The organism is Flavipsychrobacter sp. (assembly GCA_041392855.1).
Lineage (GTDB): Bacteria > Bacteroidota > Bacteroidia > Chitinophagales > Chitinophagaceae > UBA5543.
On record JAWKLD010000001.1, the window covers coordinates 1,656,925 to 1,676,798 of the forward strand.

18 protein-coding genes are annotated in these 19,874 nt (G+C 39.9%); 11 read left to right on the forward strand and 7 right to left on the reverse strand.

Annotated elements, in window-relative coordinates; translation table 11 throughout:
- The first annotated feature begins 38 nt into the window (after window positions 1–38).
- Window positions 39–1,715 carry a T9SS type A sorting domain-containing protein gene (locus tag R2800_07685; GenBank protein MEZ5016918.1) on the forward strand — a complete coding sequence of 559 codons (1,677 nt, stop codon included), beginning with the start codon at window positions 39–41 and terminating at the stop codon, window positions 1,713–1,715.
- A gap of 188 nt (window positions 1,716–1,903) precedes the next feature.
- Window positions 1,904–3,682, forward strand: coding sequence for a T9SS type A sorting domain-containing protein (locus tag R2800_07690; protein MEZ5016919.1), 1,779 nt, complete (start codon window positions 1,904–1,906; stop codon window positions 3,680–3,682).
- A gap of 83 nt (window positions 3,683–3,765) precedes the next feature.
- Here R2800_07690 and R2800_07695 read toward each other — a convergent pair whose 3' ends face one another.
- Both R2800_07695 and R2800_07700 read right to left on the reverse strand, forming a co-directional pair.
- A complete protein-coding gene (locus R2800_07695; GenBank protein MEZ5016920.1) occupies window positions 3,766–5,136 on the reverse strand; it encodes a pyridoxal-phosphate dependent enzyme in 1,371 nt (456 codons plus the stop codon).
- A 60-nt stretch (window positions 5,137–5,196) separates the two neighbouring features.
- Entirely contained in the window at window positions 5,197–5,400 is a 204-nt protein-coding gene (locus R2800_07700) for a hypothetical protein (GenBank protein ID MEZ5016921.1), read from the reverse strand.
- A gap of 98 nt (window positions 5,401–5,498) precedes the next feature.
- Between R2800_07700 and R2800_07705 the strand changes: the two genes are divergently transcribed.
- The 3 genes from R2800_07705 (at window position 5,499) to R2800_07715 (ending at window position 10,018) form a co-directional block, all read left to right on the forward strand.
- Complete coding sequence (locus tag R2800_07705) at window positions 5,499–6,440, forward strand: hypothetical protein (protein MEZ5016922.1); 942 nt, start codon at window positions 5,499–5,501, stop codon at window positions 6,438–6,440.
- 495 nt (window positions 6,441–6,935) lie between these two features.
- Entirely contained in the window at window positions 6,936–7,802 is an 867-nt protein-coding gene (locus tag R2800_07710) for a T9SS type A sorting domain-containing protein (protein ID MEZ5016923.1), read from the forward strand.
- Window positions 7,803–7,999: 197 nt separating this feature from the next.
- A complete protein-coding gene (locus R2800_07715) occupies window positions 8,000–10,018 on the forward strand; it encodes a T9SS type A sorting domain-containing protein (protein MEZ5016924.1) in 2,019 nt (672 codons plus the stop codon).
- Between the two features lie 75 nt (window positions 10,019–10,093).
- On the opposite strand, the gene R2800_07720 is transcribed toward R2800_07715, so the two are convergent.
- Genes R2800_07720 through R2800_07730 form a run of 3 tightly spaced genes read right to left on the reverse strand, consistent with a single transcriptional unit; the run spans window position 10,094 to window position 13,020 of the window.
- Window positions 10,094–10,468, reverse strand: a complete 375-nt coding sequence (locus R2800_07720; GenBank protein ID MEZ5016925.1) for a response regulator — start codon at window positions 10,466–10,468, stop codon at window positions 10,094–10,096.
- Window positions 10,469–10,483: 15 nt separating this feature from the next.
- Window positions 10,484–12,361, reverse strand: a complete 1,878-nt coding sequence (locus tag R2800_07725) for an ATP-binding protein (GenBank protein MEZ5016926.1) — start codon at window positions 12,359–12,361, stop codon at window positions 10,484–10,486.
- A gap of 32 nt (window positions 12,362–12,393) precedes the next feature.
- Window positions 12,394–13,020 (reverse strand): response regulator transcription factor, encoded by a 627-nt coding sequence (locus R2800_07730; GenBank protein ID MEZ5016927.1) that lies wholly within the window; start codon window positions 13,018–13,020, stop codon window positions 12,394–12,396.
- Window positions 13,021–13,210: 190 nt separating this feature from the next.
- On the opposite strand from R2800_07730, the gene R2800_07735 reads away from it, so the two are divergent.
- The 6 genes from R2800_07735 to R2800_07760 all read left to right on the forward strand — a co-directional run bounded on the left by R2800_07735 (window position 13,211) and on the right by R2800_07760 (window position 19,071).
- Entirely contained in the window at window positions 13,211–13,642 is a 432-nt protein-coding gene (locus R2800_07735) for a hypothetical protein (GenBank protein ID MEZ5016928.1), read from the forward strand.
- A gap of 670 nt (window positions 13,643–14,312) precedes the next feature.
- Window positions 14,313–15,677: a serine hydrolase gene (locus tag R2800_07740; GenBank protein MEZ5016929.1), complete on the forward strand. Its 1,365-nt coding sequence runs from the start codon at window positions 14,313–14,315 to the stop codon at window positions 15,675–15,677.
- 110 nt (window positions 15,678–15,787) lie between these two features.
- Window positions 15,788–16,327: a hypothetical protein gene (locus R2800_07745; GenBank protein MEZ5016930.1), complete on the forward strand. Its 540-nt coding sequence runs from the start codon at window positions 15,788–15,790 to the stop codon at window positions 16,325–16,327.
- 36 nt (window positions 16,328–16,363) lie between these two features.
- Window positions 16,364–17,047 carry a class I SAM-dependent methyltransferase gene (locus tag R2800_07750; protein ID MEZ5016931.1) on the forward strand — a complete coding sequence of 228 codons (684 nt, stop codon included), beginning with the start codon at window positions 16,364–16,366 and terminating at the stop codon, window positions 17,045–17,047.
- Between the two features lie 146 nt (window positions 17,048–17,193).
- Window positions 17,194–17,367 carry a hypothetical protein gene (locus R2800_07755; GenBank protein ID MEZ5016932.1) on the forward strand — a complete coding sequence of 58 codons (174 nt, stop codon included), beginning with the start codon at window positions 17,194–17,196 and terminating at the stop codon, window positions 17,365–17,367.
- Between the two features lie 162 nt (window positions 17,368–17,529).
- Window positions 17,530–19,071, forward strand: coding sequence for a SulP family inorganic anion transporter (locus tag R2800_07760; protein MEZ5016933.1), 1,542 nt, complete (start codon window positions 17,530–17,532; stop codon window positions 19,069–19,071).
- Here the strand turns inward: R2800_07760 and R2800_07765 are convergent.
- Window positions 19,040–19,411: a hypothetical protein gene (locus R2800_07765; GenBank protein ID MEZ5016934.1), complete on the reverse strand. Its 372-nt coding sequence runs from the start codon at window positions 19,409–19,411 to the stop codon at window positions 19,040–19,042. The two genes, R2800_07760 and R2800_07765, sit on opposite strands and share 32 nt — an antisense overlap.
- Window positions 19,412–19,463: 52 nt before the next feature.
- A complete protein-coding gene (locus R2800_07770; protein ID MEZ5016935.1) occupies window positions 19,464–19,793 on the reverse strand; it encodes a TraR/DksA C4-type zinc finger protein in 330 nt (109 codons plus the stop codon).
- Between the last annotated feature and the right edge of the window lie 81 nt (window positions 19,794–19,874).

The window sequence follows — 19,874 nt, forward strand, 5'->3', positions numbered from 1 at the left end:
CGGCTATATTTATACTAAACCTTTATAAACCGAGTATTATGTACAATAAACTACGATCTATTGGTCTACTTATAGGTCTCCTAACTATTAGTTGTGTATCTAGAGCACAATATGTGTTCGAAAAGTATGACCTTGAACCTAATAGATTTGAGCATTCTAATCCCGGTCTCCTTCTTCCAACAGATTCATTTCTTTACTTCCTTGCTGATGTTAACAATACAGGCTTTGAGCCTTGGAAAAGTGATGGCACTTATGCAGGAACAAAAATGATCACTGAAATCATTCCTGGCAAGACAAGCACTACAGGTACAAACCTTGGAACTATAAACGGGAAAGTCATCTTTATAGCCAACGATCTTACCCATGGTGCAGAACCATGGATTACAGATGGTACTGCTAATGGCACATATATGCTAAAAGATGTCTTTACAGGACCACCGCCCTCTTTAAACACAAACAGACCTTCATCTGCCGCTATAGGAGGGTTACTATACTTTACTCCTGACGACGGACCTCATGGACAGGAACTTTGGGTGACAGATGGTACTACTAACGGCACGAGAATGATCAAAGATATTAGACCAGGCATTAAAAGCTCTCAGCCCTCACAATTCATCGAGTATAATAATAAAATTTACTTTACAGCTTTTGACGATACAAATGGTAGCGAACTATGGGTGACCGATGGTACTAGCAATGGTACAAAATTGGTAATTGATGGCAGCCAAGGAGGGTCAAGCAGTTACATCAACCACCTTACTGTTTATAACAACAAACTATACTATACCGGATATCTTAATGCCGTTTTTGGCTTAATAGAATCTAATGGTACTGCTATCGGCACTAAATTAGTAGCGGAAGTAGGAGTAGGAGTAACTCCATCAAAAGAAAGCAGCATTGTTTTGTTCAATGGTAAAATGTATTTCGGAGGTTCTGACACTACTAGCCCGACAAAAGGAATAGAACTTTGGGAGACTGACGGTACTGCAAATGGCACCAGACTTGTTTTAGACATTAACCCATTTTTTGGGCAATCATCCTATCCTCGTTTATTCACTGTAGTTGGCAATCAACTGTTTTTTGTAGCTGATGACGCAGTTCACCAAGAAGAGTTATGGGTGACAGATGGCACTACCAATGGCACAAAAATGGTAAAAGACATCAGCAAACATCCTGTAACTGGGTCTCAACCGAGAGGTCTAATTGCCTACAAAAACAAATTAGTGTTTGTTGCAGCCGATACCACCGCTTCTGGGCGTGGTATCTGGATATCAGATGGTACCGCAAATGGCACCATCAAAATTAAAGGGTATGATTATGTAACAAAGTTCAACCCCACATCAGCACTTACACTGTACAAAGGTTCTATATATTTTCCTGCACGAGACACCAGTTATCTAGAGCTATGGAAATTGACTGACACCACTACTAGCACTCCTCCCCCCAATGCTGTAGCAGCACTAAAAAACACACCAAGTAAAATAATCATAGCCCCCAACCCTGCACACGATAGAGTATACATTACGCTAGACAAAGCTTACTCTAATGCACAACTAACTATTACTGATATAACAGGACGAAGCATACTAAAGCAATCAATAACTAACACACAAACACAAATAGAAGTAGCTCTACCTAACTTACCTACAGGCACTTACCTGCTTAACGTCCATCACAAAGATGGTGTACTTAGCCAACGACTTTTAATAGAATAAGAACTAAATACAGCACACTAAAAAGCCACTACCCATAATAAGTAGTGGCTTTTCATATCCCCTTCTAACAGTTTCTTTTACGCACTATTGGATTAATCATGTATTAAAATAAAATTGGTTAACAAACCATCACTTCAAGAGTGATGTCATTAATAATATATTTACTATTGACTTTAAACCTATAAACTATGCTTAGAAAAACAAGTTATATAGTCATCTTAATTAGCTTATTAGCTATCAGCAACTACACATATGCACAATATGCGTTTGAACGCTTTAACCTAAACCCACACGGAGCTATGGATTCTAACCCTTTTAGATATGTTGCTACAGATTCATTTTTATTTTTTGCTGCTAAGAATGATTATACAGGTTTTGAACCTTGGAAAAGCGATGGAACTTTAGCAGGCACAAAAGTAATTAAAGAAATTTGTACAGGGGGGTGTTCTGGCACTTGGGGCATTACTATTGGGTCCCTTAATGACAAACTCATTTTCGTAGGTAGTGATTATACACATGGTGAAGAACCATGGGTAACAGATGGTACTGCTAATGGCACATATATGCTTAAAGATATTAATTCAGGGTTTGCACCAAGCAGTAATGTAATGCCTAAATCATTTACAATTGGGAACAAGCTCTACTTTACAGCTGGCAGCAGCACTCACGGGTTAGAACTTTGGGAAACAGACGGTACAACCAACGGCACTAAACTATTGAAGGACATTAACCCTGGAGGACATTCAGAACCTAATGACTTTATTCATTATAATGGCAAAGTCTATTTTGTAGCTTATGACGGAACGCATGGGTTTGAATTATGGGTAACAGATGGCACCACAAATGGCACTAAGATGGTAAAAGACATTTACACAGGTTCGTTGAGCGCACACCCCAGTCACCTAATAGTGTATAATAACAAACTATACTTTGTTGCGAATGACGCCACACATGGCAAAGAACTATGGGTAACTGATGGCACTACAAATGGTACAACTTTAGTAAAGGATTTTACTACTGGTTATATAAGTACGTTTTTCAAAAATTTCATCTTATATAACAATAAACTTTTCTTCGATGTGCTCAACGGCAATACTGGCAACAGTGAGATTTGGGAAACCGATGGCACCACTAGCGGCACAAAGGCTACTTCCTCAGGTTTTTTAGGTAATGAACAAATTATTTTCAACGGGAAGATATATTGTGATGCAATGGGAGAACTTTTTTCTTTTGACGGAACCTCTAGTGGCTTACAATTAATTAAAGATATTGACCCTATTTCTGGTCAAGCTGCTAACCCAAAATCTTTTAACATCATCGGCAACAAACTTGTTTTCAAGGCCAATGACGGCGTGCACAATGAAGAACTGTGGGTAACAGACGGTACTACTAATGGTACTATTTTACTAAAAGATATCAACACTGACCCTAAAAGCTCAGCTGACCCAAGCACTATCACAAAATATGGCAACATGTTAATCTTCAGAGCCATTGATTCTTCTAAAAACATCGGTATATATGCAACAGATGGTACCACAAATGGCACTATAAAGCTGAAGGGATATGACTCTGTAACACGCTTTAGTGTAAAATATTCTTTTACCTTGTATGATAGCTCTTTGTACTTTACCGCATACGATACAGGAGGCTATGAAATGTGGAAACTAACCGACACTACATTAAACACACCTCCCCCCAATGCTGTAGCAGCACTAAAAAACACACCAAGTAAAATACAAGTAGCCCCCAACCCTGCGCACGACAGAGTATACATTACGCTAGACAAAGCTTACTCTAATGCACAACTAACTATTACTGATATAACAGGACGAAGCATACTAAAGCAATCAATAACCAACACACAAACACAAATAGAAGTAGCTCTACCTAACTTACCTACAGGCACTTACCTGCTTAACGTCCATCATAAAGATGGTGTACTTAGCCAACGACTTTTAATAGAATAAGAACTAAATACAGCACACTAAAAAGCCACTACCTTAATAAGTAGTGGCCTTTGTCATGCTCTCTAGATGAAAGGTTAAATATCTTATTTGCTCAGCGCATCTATCACATCATACTTGGTAAGGATGTGATACTGACCGCTATCGTCTTTTACTAGTACAGCGCCATTATCTTTATTGATAAAGCTACTCAAGCGCTCCAACGGAGTATCTAAGGTAGCCAAAGGCAATGCCGCTTCCTGTACGTCAGCAATATTCTTTTCTTTCAGGTCGTGGTTGTCCATCATCTTACGGAACAGTCCCATCTGTGTAACTGCACCAATAGGCTCCATACCATCCATTACAGGTATTTGCTCTATATCGTATTTCTTCATCAATGCCAATGCATCACTTACTTTTTGATCTGCACTTACAGTCACCAAACGACGAGCACCCAATCCATTCAATAGATCACGAACAGTTTTTACATCAAGGAAACCTCTGTCCAACATCCACTCATCATTGTACACCTTGCCTACATAACGGCTACCATGATCGTGGAAGATAACAACAACAAGGTCGTCCTTAGTAAGTTTATCTTTTAGTTGGCGAAGACCTGCAACAGCAGAGCCTGCTGAATAACCAACGAATATACCTTCTTCCTTAGTGATACGACGTGCCATAACAGCTCCATCCTTATCCGTCACTTGCTCAAAATGGTCTATCGCCTCTTTCTTATAGTTTTCAGGCAAAAAGTCTTCACCCAAGCCTTCAGCTATATAAGGGTGTACCTCGTTCATATCCAACTCTCCAGTGCGGTGCCATTTGGTCAATAGCGAACCATAAGAGTCAATGGCCCAAACCTGTACGTTAGGGTTTTGCTCTTTTAAGTATGAACCTGTACCTGTAACCGTACCACCAGTTCCACTAGCTACTACAAGGTGTGTTATTTTTCCTTCGGTCTGTGCCCATAGTTCAGGTCCAGTTTGCTCGTAGTGTGCCTGACGGTTAGCCAAATTATCATATTGGTTTACATACCAGCTATTAGGAATTTCTTTAGCCAAGCGTGCCGATACAGAATAGTAAGAGCGAGGATCTTCAGGCTCTACATCAGTAGGGCAAACGATCACCTCAGCACCAAAAGCTTTAAGGATGTCTACCTTCTCTTTACTCTGTTTATCGGTAGTGGTGAAGATACATTTGTAGCCACGCATGATAGCTGCCAATGCCAGCCCCATACCTGTATTGCCCGACGTACCTTCAATAATAGTACCACCCGGTTTTATCTTTCCTTCTGCCTCAGCCACATCCAGCATCTTAACCGCCATACGGTCTTTGATAGAGTTGCCGGGGTTGAAAGAATCAACCTTAGCATATACCGGGCAAGGGAAATCTGCCGTTACCTTGTTCAGTTTGATCAATGGCGTATTGCCGATTGTTTGTAGAATATTGTCGTAAACGCGTTTTTCCGGAGTCATAACCTTATTTAAAATGATGCCGCGAAGGTAAAAAAAATAGTTGGGACGGGGGAAAGGGGATTATTTCACCTTCTTAGCATTGGCCTTTTTGTACACTACATGGATGAGTGCCATTATCAGTGCCCAAAGGGCAGCTTGGGCAAGCTGTTGTAGCCAAAAACTACTGTTTAAAACCTCATCTCTCCATACAAACACTTCAAGCCCCACACTTATGGGGAAATAGATGATAAAATAAGCCAATACATAGGAGATGTAGTACTTCATGCACTAAAGATACGCGAAAGAAGCTATTGATAAATAGGGGTGTTTTCACCCTACCTTATTAGATAGATTAAACCTATTTTTGAAAAAAGCCTGTACGATTGGAAAAAGTAGAATACAGTGACCTCTATAAATTTTTATGCTCTATAGGAATAATATTGATAGCTATTTCATTTGTATTCCCTTACCTAATGCTAAAAGAACCTCTAGGAACTTTAACAACTATAGAAACATATAGTAAACTTACACCTAGTGCTAAATCTATTTTCGACAGACGACAAGATATCCTTATCTGTGTTTTGAAAAACTTGCACTTCATTTCATTGGCAACATTTACTACTGGAGGGTTAATACTCTTATATGGAATTAGTAAATGGTCTAAAAAGCAAAAAAATATAGACCTAGCCGATGATGCTAAAATAAAGAAAGAACTAGAGGAGATGGGCAACCCATTAAATAATGATGAAGTTGTTACAAAAGCAACTGAAGAAATGAATGAAGAGTTTTCTGATACATCAAGCTTTACAACAAATACAAGTACTACAACAAAAGACCAAGCTAGTTTTATCTCAAAATACCTTGTAGTTGAAAACTCTATTCTCAATTTAATAAGAGAAGATGTTGGCAATCACTTCATAACCTTCCCAAACTACAAAATTGGCATACGTGTATTTGATGCTATATTATTAGAGCGAGCAGCATCAAGAGATCTAAGAGGTCGAGGCTTAACTCAAAAAGAATATTTTTTAGAAATAAAATATACGACACACTTAAGAGACCAGTATATTAAGAATGTCATTAAGTATACTTATCTATTATTTACAACCTTTAAAACTCAATCAAAAAGAACAGCAGTACCCATTATTATTATAGTAGTGGCTACAAATAAACACAATTCATCTTTTATAGAAAAAGTAAACTTCCAAGCAATTAAAAATGAATTGACAAAAGAAACATCCAGTGAGTATACTAGCCTTTTAAAACATATAATAGTTGATGAGAACCAAACAGAATCTATAGACTTTAAAAAAATCATTAATTAACCCTCAATCCACTCTTTACAAATAACAGCAGCAATGTCCTGTAGTTTGCGGACGCGGGCAATGAGTTCAGTGAATTCTTCTTGTGTGATGGTGTATTTAGGGCTTCTACATAGCTGTTTACTATTCAAAAATTGGGTGATTTTACTCTTTCTCACTAAAAAAGACACCCGTAACTTTGTTGTGCAAACAAACAATAAAAAACGCTGCTTTTGTCATGGCGTTTTAAAACAAAATTTGAAGATCCTCATCCTTTATAATTAGTATAACTAGGTATAACCCTTGCTCTCTAGCTAGGGTTATTTTTTTGCAACTATTACAATAAAAGCAACTAAACCAATACCTACAGAACCCTTACCCTGTCACGCTTTCGTAAAAATGGCGTGACAAACCGCTTAAATAATAACCGTGAGTTTATACCCTCATGACAATCCTTTTTTATGACAAACCACCCTCCTACATTCGAAGCATTATTAATCATTTAAAATGCTCTCTAAAATGAAAAAACTTTTACTTGGAGTTTTTCTATGCTCCACAGTCCTAACCACGAAAACCAATGCACAAGGCTACACCTTCAAGGCAAAAACAGACACCTACACCCCCATTACAGGAGGTAGTGCTATAACGGGTACTATCAACTTAGGATTTGATGTAACCATTGCCGGTGTTAAAAGCAGCACCTTACATACGGCAACCTATTTTGGACAAATAGGCACTAAAACACCATTACAGTTTAGTGGCTTTAATGCCGAAATACAAGATGGTGCTAAAACCTATAGTATAACTGGCAACCCCGGCGACCGTATTGTAAAGCTCCAGTACGACAAGGTGAAATTCTCGCACAATGCTTTTGGTCCCGACTATGTAACTTTTCAAATATGGATATATGAAAAAGACAACGCGCTGGAACTGCATATGGGCGCTAGCAATATCACCAACCCTACTTTAGACTATTACTACAACACGCCTAAAGGCCCCGGAGTAGGCTTTAGCAACATGTGGCTCAAAGGAAGCCCTGCAAACCCTAGCACAGACATGTCTGACAATTTCTTAAACGGCACGCCAGCAAACGGACAGGTTTATCGCTTTGAACCTGCAACTACAAATATCAGTACAACCATAAATGATCAAAATAACATACAGCTTTACCCTAACCCTGGCAACGGCTTAATTACTATTGCCGTAGCAAACAACAGTAATAGCTATGCTACTGTGTACGACATGGCACAACGCCAACTAATACAACAACCACTTACTCAAAAAAACAACCAGATCAACATGGCTCATTTGCAAGCAGGGCTCTACACCATTACTGTAAGTAATAAGGATGGTGTTCAAAAAACCTTTAATTATGTGAAACAGTAAGATCTGTACTTAACAACATTACCGAAGCATCCTGTATTCAAATACAGGGTGCTTTTTTTGTTGCGCTCATTAACAAATACGGCTTGGGTGTTTTCACTCTTGTATAGTCATTTTTACAATATTAACTTAGAGTTTCTACGCCCACCATTTACAATAACCCTTAATTTATTTAATCACCATAAAAAATGTATCTATCCATGAAAAAGATGCTTTTATTGCCGATGCTATTAGCCGGCACTATGTTTGCCGCTGCGCAAACCAACCCAAACCTTATTGACTTTGAGCCCAGCACTGCCAACCTCAACGGCTGTGGCAACTACTCTCAAGCAGAAGGAGCACTACTCAATAATAATTTCTTCCAATGCGCCTATGGAGTTACCTTCCATATGGGTAGCCTTGGCGGTACAGCCCCTACTGTAGCACAGGTGGGTGCCCCTACCGTGGCTTGGGCTAGTGCTACTACCTATAGCTATACTAGTGCCTCGCAAGGGTGTAGTGTGGCCACTAGCGTAAGTAGTGACAAGCCAACCAACAATAAAGATGTAGGATGCTTCTTCATCACAGATGACCCCAACGGTCCCGGTCAAAACCCAGCCCCTCTTTACGTAGACTATCACGACTTGGAATGTACTGAAGCTTCAGGGTTCTTAATGGACGTGGATGGCACTAACAACGTACAGGAAGGATGGCAAATAACCGCCTATGGTATAGGAGGTTCTATACAAACTGTATATGTACTATCGCTACAGTACAACTTGTACCAGCCACCGCCAAGCCCACAAGTAAATATTGTGGCAGGAGATGGTGAGGCTTCTTATTGGGGTGTAAACCTTGGTACTGACCCGATAGACTATATCGAGTTCCGTTACATTGGTCACCCAAGCCGTAGCGTAGGTTTAGCCTTCGATGAGTTTGCTATTTGTAGCAGCCAACCACAAATCACGGATACAAGAGGTTGTTGTGACGACATAGGAGAAGACAACCTTATAGTGAACGGTAGCTTTGAAGGAGGCAACTTTGGTTTCACTAGCCCTGGCTATACTTATCAGGGGTCTTTCGGTCCTAACTCTATTTCAGAGGGCATGTACTCTGTAGTGTCTAGCGCGCAAGCTTCGTCTGTGAGCAATTGCTGGAACATCATGGATCATACTTTTTGTACTGATGGGCAAGGCCACTACATGGTTGTAAATGGCAGAACCCACAACCCACAATCGACCATGGTATATCAACAAAAAGATATTCCTGTTGAAGCAGGAGAAGAATACATCTTCTGTATGTATTACCAACATCTACCGCAATGTGCTTTTGATGTCTTCGACCCTAACAGAATGTTTGTTAGTCTTGGCGATGCCGACCTAACAGAAGGAGAATGTGATAATGATGAAGAACACTGTGGCTGGACAAAAATCACTTACACTGTAATACCAAATGGCAATACTTTGGACTTAACTATCTTCTTAGATGAAGGAGGTATTGGTGATGGTAATGATGTAGCCTTTGATGACTTCAGCCTTAGAAAGAAAGGTGTAATGCCTTCAGACTATTGTGCTTTTGATATCTCCTCTTCTACTTCGGGCAGCAACATTACACTTACAGCTACTGCGGTAACTAACCCTCTACCTGCAGGCTTCAACGTAGAATGGAATGTGGTGGAAGCTAGTTGTAACGGTCTATGGACTCCTGTAGCTGGTACTAGCATGACTTATGCTTGGAACCCTTACAATACTAACTTCCCTGGTTATTGCTGTGTTCCGGGTAGTGCTACTCCGGGTGCATTCTCTACCAGCAAATGTTACATCATCACACGTAAGGTGACCAACTGCTGCTACAACGATTGTGAATATAAATACTACTTATCAGCACAGCCACAAGGCATGGTCATGGGCAAACAAGCAGGGACTGAAGAAGGCACTACCTTCTATATCTCTACCGATCTTAAGAACTGGGAGCCTATTGCCAACACAAGTGCTGCTGCTACTAAGGACCTGACCATATACCCTAACCCTGGTGATGGTAAAGTGACCCTTACTTCAAGACAACCACTAGAAGGCTCTGAGCTAACTATATACAATGTAGAAAGCAAAGTAGTTCTAAGAAAAACCATTGAAAGCAATAGTACAGCTATTGATATTTCTAAGTTGCCTAATGGTGTGTACACCTTTAAAGTAACTGATGAAGCAGGAAACGCTTCTACTAAAAACTATGTGAAACAATAGCCTAAAAGCTGTTTCATGTTTACCTGCGGGGCTACATCTGTAGCCCCGTTTTATATATAAGTAAAATGTACTTAATTATTCCGACTCTAAATATACACGTACAATATCTACCAATGTTTTAGCAGCAAAGGGCTTGGTAATATAATCATCAGCACCGTGCTGAATACCCTTGTGAATATCTGCATCGTCGGCAAATGCGCTTAGGAAGACAAAAGGTATTTTTTTTGTTTTTTCATTTGCTTTTACTTCTTTAAGAATGGCATAACCATCAATACCCGGCAGCATAATATCACTCAAGATCATTTTATAGTCTGTACCATCGGCTAGTAATGATAAGCCGTCTTCGCCTGTAGCCGCAAAGTCTGCCTCTATCTTATTGAGTTGGAAGATAGTACGCATCACCCCACTTATGCGGTTATCATCTTCTATTACAAGTATCTTTTTGTTCATTGTTGTTTGTTTGTATTATTCAGGTACTACTATTGTAAAGGTTATTCCTTCCCCTTCATTGTTATTCACTTCTACTGTCCCGTTATGCATTTTCACTACATGGTCTACTACCATAAGCCCAATACCATTACCTGATATATTGCCCACATTAGAAGCTCTGAAGAATGAATTAAAGAGCATATCCATTTCTTCCTGCGGCACACCTATGCCCTTATCTTTCACTTCTATACACATATGCCCATCTCGACGATACAGCCTTACTGTTGGCACCTCCTTACCTGCACTATACTTAAAAGCGTTGTTGACCAAATTGCACACAGCATGTCTCATTAAGCGCATATCTATATTTGCCGCTAGATCTTTTGTGTCTATGTGTATATTAAGATTTCGTCCGTCGTGATAAGGTTGATACAACTCATGCGACAAGGTCTCCAAATAATGTTGCATATCCGTCTTCTCAGGTTTGAACTTCAATGTTCCTTTTTCTATACGCCCCACCATCAACATCTCATCAAGTATCTCTGTTATGCGGTTCACTTCTTTTACAATACTATCGGTAAACTGTGCCGCATCAATATCCTCCGGCAGATCGTTCTTATCCATAGCAGCGGCCATCTCCAATATCTCTGCCGATGATAAGATGACAGACAATGGCGTACGCAACTCATGAGAAGTGATATGAATAAAATTATTCTTAAGGCTATTTAGTTCCTTCTCTCTTGCTATCATCTCCTCCATTTGTATCTTCTTCAACACCTGCTCGGTAATATCAGATATACGACCTGTAAAAATTACATTATGCACCTCGTCCTGACTAAGCCAAACATAAGTATCTACATAGCGCACATGACCATCCACATCAGGCTTTAGCTTCACAACCCCTCTTTGTGGCGTGCCTGTTTGTTTCAGCAAGTTGGCACGTTCTAGAAGCTTCTCCAGATCCTCGGGTTGCACTATATCGAATATATTTCTTTGCCCTTCCCCTTTCTCGGGTGTTATTTTATCGATAATGTTCAGCACTGCATCATTACCCATGATAATGGAACCATCCAACTTGCACTGAAAAACACCATCTTTAAGAGAAGACACTAAAGAGGAATACTTTTCCTTTTCGTGTGCCAGCTCTAGCTCCTTTTTCTTCTGATCGCTTATGTTCACACCATAACCAATCATTAGTTCTAGCTCGTTCTCCTTATTCATATAAGGGTAGAAAATGCGTAACACATAATCCTTTGTACCATCGGGCTTGGTCAGCTCATCCACCCAAGACTGAATATTTCCACTTTCTTTTACTAAGTCAAACCGCTTTCTTCGCTCATCAGCAATAGCTGTAGGCACACCTCTGTAGGCTACGTATTCATAGTCGTCTTTCCCTATTATCCATGTTCGTATCTCTTCGTTCTTTATCCCTGTTTTATTGACGAATAGATATTTATGCTCGGGCGTAAATATGGCAATGTCAGCAGGTATTTCATTGAGTATTTTTTGAAAAAAAGCGCGTTGATCTTCCAGCCTTTTTTGGTGAACGACCAATTCTGTCACATCCTCATAGGTCCACAAATGATATCTGACTTCTTCCCCTTCTTTGATACAGGTATATTTCCTTTTAAAGAACTTACCATTTTTAGTTTCTACCGTTCCTTCATTGGGCTCTTGCTTTAACGGTATCTCTACAGTGTCTACTAAAAACTGTTCAGGATCGGTAAAAAACTCTTTGGCCTGTTGAGCGGCGTCAGTACAGTTGACCCCTACCAGTATAGATGGGTCTCCTGGCATATCAAATATGTCCAAAAACATTTTATTGGTATACACAATGCTGCGCTCTGCATCTTCTAAGAGCACACCCAAATTCAGCGCATCCAATACCTGTTGTATATTATCAATAAGACTCATTGCCTATCGTTCTCTTTTTATAAACACTAATGCTAAAACATGTATGTGGCCAACAACTCTAAACGTGATTTCACATTTAGTTTTTGATAAGCATTTTTCAAATGATGGTTTACCGTATGGAAAGATATATTCAACTTCTCCCCTATGGCTTTGTAAGAATGCCCTTCCTTCATCAATAGTATAATATCCATTTCCCTGTCAGTAAGCTGATACTCTGTTTTAAGGTTGGAGGTATTACTTCTGTTACTCATAGCTTTCATAAGCTTGGTAGTGGTGTCTGCATCCAGAAAGCTCCCCTTTTCCCTTACTGTTTGTAACGTATTTTTCAGATCAGACAATGCAAAGGGTTTGTACAAATAACCTTTAGCCCCTTTTTCCAATGCTTTTACAATAAAGTTCTCCTCCTTATCTCCGGTCATTATAATAATGGTTGTATTCGGATACTGATCTAATATCTTATGGATAAGATCTAAACCATTGACCTCTTCAAGATGTATGTCTAGAAGTACAAAATCGGGCGGGCATTCTGCTTGCAGAGCATCTTGCAAGGAAGCAGTGGAAAATACCACGAAATACTCCTTAGTTATGTCTAAAAAGCTGGCGATATTCTTCCTAAGGCTTTCATTATCTTCTAGTATTCCTACTGCTAACGGCTGCATAGTGCTATAAGTTTACGAATACAAATGTCGTTCCTATTAAGTTACTACATATCCCTAACTTTAGTAGTCATATACGGTTTAACGGGCGGATAACAATTAAAAATCAGCAAAAACAGAGAAAAAACGTGCTGGAAATATTCTAAAAATCCGTCAAGAAAGTTATCTTTAAACGCATAAAATAACTAATGTGATGAAATTGACTCTTAAAAAAGCACTACCCCTTTTTATTCTTGTTCTTTCTTGCAGCCTAAATACACAAGCTCAAGTTGACGATAGCAATAGTGACCAAAACGCTTATAATCTTAAAAAGATCATGACTGAGCGCTTTGCCCCTATGAAAGAAAAGCACATTATATATGCTGTAGTTACTGACAAAGTAATGGAGATGATAGAAATGGCAGGCGATGCTTACAACAGAAACCCAACTCCTGACAACTACAGAACTGCTAAGAAGAATTTCATGGAATTAATGAAAACACTGGAAAGCAATACAGAACCTAGCCCTAAGCTTTATCAAAAGAACGGGCAAATGGTTATCAATACCTTTTCAACCGAAATTACCATGTCTTCACTAGAAAGAACATTGGCTACACATTGCCCAATGTACCCATTCTGCGATTAATCTAGAATTTCTTTATAATCAGAGCCCTGCACTATTGCAGGGCTTTTTTGTTAACCGCTTGCAAACCACTTGCTAACAGGCTGTTAAGAGAACAAAAATGTTTTGCAGCAGCCATTTATTGCCCCACCTTTACATCATAGCAGCAAACAAACAGTCCCTACTGCTTTTGAAAATGGTGTTATCTCAGGATAACACAGTGCGAAGAGACAGCCTTTGGCTGGCACATATAGAATAGATAAGGAGAATCAATCCTTTCGGATCTTTTTCATCCTTATACAGAGCGGCACTTTGCGAGAGTAGCCGCTCTTTTTTTTGTTAACCAAGCGTTAACAAGCACAAAATATTTTGCTTACACACATTATACATTAACATTTGTACCATATGGTCTCATTATATCAATGAAACTGTAGAACAGTATTAACTAACTGTTGACGCATATAGAGAAATAAGGAGAATAACGAATGGGTATTTAAATTCATCCTTACAAAAGGGCCTTTATCCAGGGGCTCTTTTTGCATTATGTTATACATTGTTATCTATCCCCCCTCGTAGATGTTGCTTATATTTGTTATCAGGCTAGTATAGCGTAGATTTTAACAGTTTGTCTCCAAACCATGCATAGTAGCCTACCGTCTAAAACACGAACAAGAGCAGACACGTATAAAGCAATATGAGAAAAGCATCAATATTACTTGCAGGTATATTTATTGTATTGGGGCTGAATGCCAAAGCACAGAAGACACCTACAGCTAAAAAAATAGATACAGTAATTACCCAACTGGCATCGCAATACAAGTTTAGTGGCTCGGTACTCATTGCTGACAAAGGCAAAGTAATATTGAACAAAGGCTATGGCTACAGCATAGTAGACCGTAACGATAGCTGCGACGAGAATACTTATTTCCAAATAGGTTCTATTACAAAGACCTTTACCGCTACTACAGTATTATTGCTACAGCAAGATAGCTTACTGCATGTCAGCGATAAAATATCCAAATACTTCCCAGACTATCCCAAAGGAGATTCTATTACTATAGAGCACCTGCTTACCCATACTTCAGGTATATATAACTATACAGAAAATGATGCGTTGATGCAGTATGCCTTTATGCAACACATAGAGCGCAAAGACATGATGGGTTATTTTAAAGACGTGCCTTTAGCATTTACGCCAGGTAGTATGCATGCCTATAGCAACTCTAACTATATGCTTCTGGGTTATATCATAGAAGAAGCTACAGGCAAAACTTATTACGAAGTAGTAAGAGAGCGAATATTTGAACCACTGGGCATGAAGCATACGGGTTTTAATTTTGCTAACTTCCCTAGCTGGGACAAAGCACAGGGCTACTTAGTCATGCGCCCGGGAAGGTTGACCCCATCACCACCTGTTGACTCTTCTTTTTCTTACGCAGCAGGTGCCATATACACCACTACGGGCGACCTATACAAATGGGCACAGGCTATATTAGATCAAAAACTATTGAGTAAAACGCTTTGGGAAAAAGCCCTTACCAAATACAAAAAGAACTATGGCTACGGATGGGTGATCAAAGACAGTAGCGAAAGTGGTGTAGACAAAAAAATGATAGGGCACAATGGTGGTATTCATGGTTTTATTGCCGAATTCCGCTTAGTACCCGAAGATAAGTCTGTTATCATACTACTGTGCAACGACATGCAGGATAATGTTGCCGACCTGAGCACTACTATAGCTTCTATACTCTACAATAAGCCATACGACAAACGTGCTCGTAAGATAGAGATAAAGATGAAGCAAGAAGAGCTGGCAGAGTATGAAGGCAGATATGCACTGGCAGAAAACTTTGACGTACTCATCTACTCTCAAACAGGAAGCCTATGGGCACAAGCTACCAAGCAGATACCTTTTAGAATACTAAACTACAAGAAAGATCATTTCTTTATAGAAGAGGTGGAAGCTGAAATATCCTTTGTACGAAATGAAAAAGGGAAAATCACCCATATGGTATTGCATCAGAATGGCAAGGACATAAAGGGTAGAAAATGGCAATAATATCCCTCCTGTTGTTAATCAGAGGTTAACAGCTGTTTTTAGTTTCTTATGTTGTTGTTCAGGGTGCATATTTGTTGCATCAAACACCTGCCTTGTGCAGCAACAAACAAATGAAGAGGATATATTTCATAACACTATTATTAATAAGTGCTGTGGGCGTACAGGCCCAAACCACTGTAAATAGCGCAGCAGCACAATCAGCAAAGCTGGCATTGAGCAATGCTATAGAGCTCACCTTTGTTGAAGGTAGTGGTGGTATATCTAATATGGAGTTCTCTTCTTTGAACGATTTGGTAAATGGTGTAGAGTCTGATGTGCAACATTTAGTAGTACAATCTAATAAGCATTTTGATATTACGGTTAGTGCTCCTTCTTCTAAGTTTTCTTACACAGGTAGCTCTATTTTCAATAACATCCTATCTGTTGCATCGGTACTAAAGATCACCTGTACACAAGCCAACGGAGGGCAAGTAGTAGGACAAACCGGTATTTGGAAAAACTTCAACTTGTTTACCCCAACTACACTACTCACCAATTGTAGCCCCGGAGGCAATCAAACCTTTTCTGTAAAGTACAAGGCCACTCCCGGTATTACTGCAGCTTCGGGTGTGTACACTACCAATGTTATCTTCACTGCCACTCAGCAATAAATATTGTCTTTATATTTGGTAGCTAAACCAATAGCTATGCCAAAGGACAGCTCTAAAGAAACAACAGGCCAACAAATAGACCCCAAAGACCTAGCAGCACAACTACGCCAACCCCACGGTGAGTTTGGGCAAGTAGTAGCCGATAATCTCAATGAGTCTAACATACATATTACTCAATTCACTTACGATAATATGCAAATTGCCGATGGGCATCGCCTGCTGGAAATAGGTTTTGGTAATGGCAAGCTAATGGATCTACTATTAGCAAAAGCTAATGACCTTTTCTTAGCAGGCATCGACTTTTCGGAAACCATGGTAGCCGCAGCAAAAGACTATCATGCCAGCAACATAAACAAAGGCATAGTAGACATACAACTTGGTAGTGTTGCAGCCATACCCTACCCCGACGGTCATTTTGATAAGATATGCCATATCAATACCCTTTACTTTTGGGAAGACCCACTGGCTTGCGCCAAAGAAACGTTGCGTGTACTCAAAGATGGCGGTAGCATATACACAGGCATAAGACATAAAGACCAAATGGAGCATTTCCCCTTCGCGCAATATGGCTTTACGTTTTATGATGATGACAAAGCCATACAGTTATTCAAAGATGCAGGGTTTAGTGAAGTAGCCATATGCAAACAAAAAGATCCTGCTTTTGAATGGCAGGGACAAATGCTACAGATGGACTCTGTGTGTGTCATTGCTACCAAATAAGGTTCTTCCTTATTTCTTAATAGCTCGTTAACCAATTCTAAAGCTGTAGTTAAGCCCGTCCATATATTTCTGTGTGCTTATATAAGGCTGCATATTTGTATCAACAAACGAACAAACAAGCAGCAAAAACAAAAAATACACAGATTATGAAAACTACAAACAACAAACGCAGCTTAGGAAAACTTTGGAACAATAAGTTCTTTACTTACGTAGCAAAGAACAATCCATTCAAAGGCGAACTAGTAGAGGTAGATATGCGCGTAGTAGGTGGCCGTATGGTGTATACTTATACTAAAATACGCGAGCACAATCACGGCTAATTATTAGCTCCTCTTATTTTTACTATCCAAAACAACTAAAGGTTAAGGCTTTACTTAGGGTATCGCCTTAACCTATACTTATTTATAACAGTTTTGTTCTATCTGTTCCTTTGCCTACCTTTGCGCGCTTCATAGCGGTCTGTTCCGCCCAATCTCATTCTAATGAAGCAGTACTTTAAATTATTCGACCTTAAGCAAAAAGTAGACTACAAAAATGAAGTCTTATCTGGCCTTACCGTAGCTCTTGCATTGGTGCCAGAAGCTGTGGCTTTTGCTATCATTGCAGGCTTATCACCGCTTACAGGTTTGTATGCTGCTTTTATGATGGGTATCGTAACGGCTATATTTGGCGGTCGCCCGGGTATGATATCGGGAGCAACAGGAGCTGTGGCTGTGGTTATCGTAACCCTAGCAGCTAGGCATGGTGTGGAATATGTATTTGCGGCTGTGGTATTGGCAGGATTGATACAAATGCTGGTAGGCTTCTTAAAGTTGGGTAAATTCATCAGGCTGGTGCCCCACCCTGTAATGTTCGGCTTCGTGAATGGATTGGCTATTGTGATATTTATGGCGCAGTTGGTACAGTTCAAAACAGAAGATGCTAACGGTGTGCTGCATTGGATGACGGGCAGTCAACTATATATGATGCTGGGTTTGGTATTCTTGACCATGCTTATCATCTGGGGATTACCTAAGATCACTAAAGCATTCCCTTCGTCGCTGGCAGCTATATTGGTTATCTCTGCCATCACACTTGGTTTTGGTATCGAAACCAAAACAGTTGGCGATATTGCTTCTATTGACGGTGGTTTTCCTCCGTTCCATATAGCGGATGTGCCCTTCACTTGGGAGACCTTGCAGATCGTATTCCCTTATGCACTAATAGTAGCAGGTGTGGGCTTGATAGAAAGCCTGCTTACCTTGAACTTAATAGATGAGATAACACAAACCCGTGGTCGTGGTAATAAAGAAGCCGTGGCACAAGGTATGGCCAATACGTTGAGTGGTTTCTTCTCGGGCATGGGCGGTTGTGCTATGATCGGTCAGAGCTTGATCAATATCTCTTCAGGTGCTCGCGCGCGCTTATCAGGTATCGTTGCTGCAGTTATGCTTTTGGTCTTTATCATGTTTGGTGCACCATTAATTGAAAAACTACCGATGGCAGCACTTACGGGTGTAATGATAATGGTCTCTATAGGTACCTTCGAGTGGGCCAGCTTTAAGACCTTTGGCAAAATGCCGTTGCACGATGTCATTGTGATGATATTGGTATCACTTATTACTGTATTCTTACACAACCTAGCATTGGCGGTATTGATAGGCGTGGTCATCTCTGCATTAGTATTTGCTTGGGAGAATGCCAAACGCATCCGTGCTCGTAAATATGTAGATGATAATGGTGTAAAACACTACGAAATATTCGGGCCATTGTTCTTTGGTTCAGTTTCTGCCTTCAACGAGAAATTTGATATAGCCAACGACCCTGAGGAAGTGATAATAGACTTTGCAGAAAGTAGAGTAACAGACATGTCTGGCATAGAAGCACTGAACAAAATAACTGAACGTTACCTACAAGCGGGCAAAAAGCTGCACCTGAAACACTTGAGTCCAGACTGTCGTCAACTACTAGCTAAGGCAGAGGAAGTGATTGATGTGAATATCATTGAAGACCCTACATACCATGTGGTGGCGGATAAGGTGTAAGGCCTACCAATATATCCAGTGTTACATATATTGACACCATGATGGTGGCTAGCAGCGATATGCTTAAAGCTACTTTCATGAATACATCTGCATTGATTACCAGCTTGTTTCTAAACATGTAGCACATCAATACGGTGAAAAAATAGGCACTGACAAGTATCATCCAGTAAAACAGGGCTAAAACAGCTCCAAAAAGCCAACCATCCAGCTGTGTGATAAGCTGTACTGCGGTAAAAGCCAACAATACCAATAAGGCGCTGATGCTTAAGAACTTAACGTGTTGCTTTGTGGCATGAAGGTCAAAACTAGTATGCTGCCTTATTGTAGTAGTTATATCCATGCACACATATACGTAGTGTTTTGCTGCTTGGTTTTTTTAGAAGAGATAAAAATTATCGGGCGCAATTTACACAGTAGATACTTTCAGGACGCAGTATGATTCTGCCTACAGGTATGGGGTTATTACATTGTTTGCAAATGCCAAAGTCTGGCTTGCCTACATTACCCAGCACATACTCCAGCTTTTGTAGCTTGGCCTCAGCTTCTCGCTGCCCTGCTTCCATCACACTTTTGTTATTGATGGCATCCATACGAGAAAGGCGCCCGATGGCATCATCAGGCCCTTGCGGTTGTGTCATGGTCTTATATTCTTCAATGCGCTTACGGGTCTTCTCTATTTCTTTGAGAATACGGTCTCTTATTTCTGCTTCATTCATTTCCATTGTTTCTCAATATAAACAAAAAGCAGATTGGGTAATACACATATATATGTGCATTACCTGTTAGTTTATGTTTATTACCTG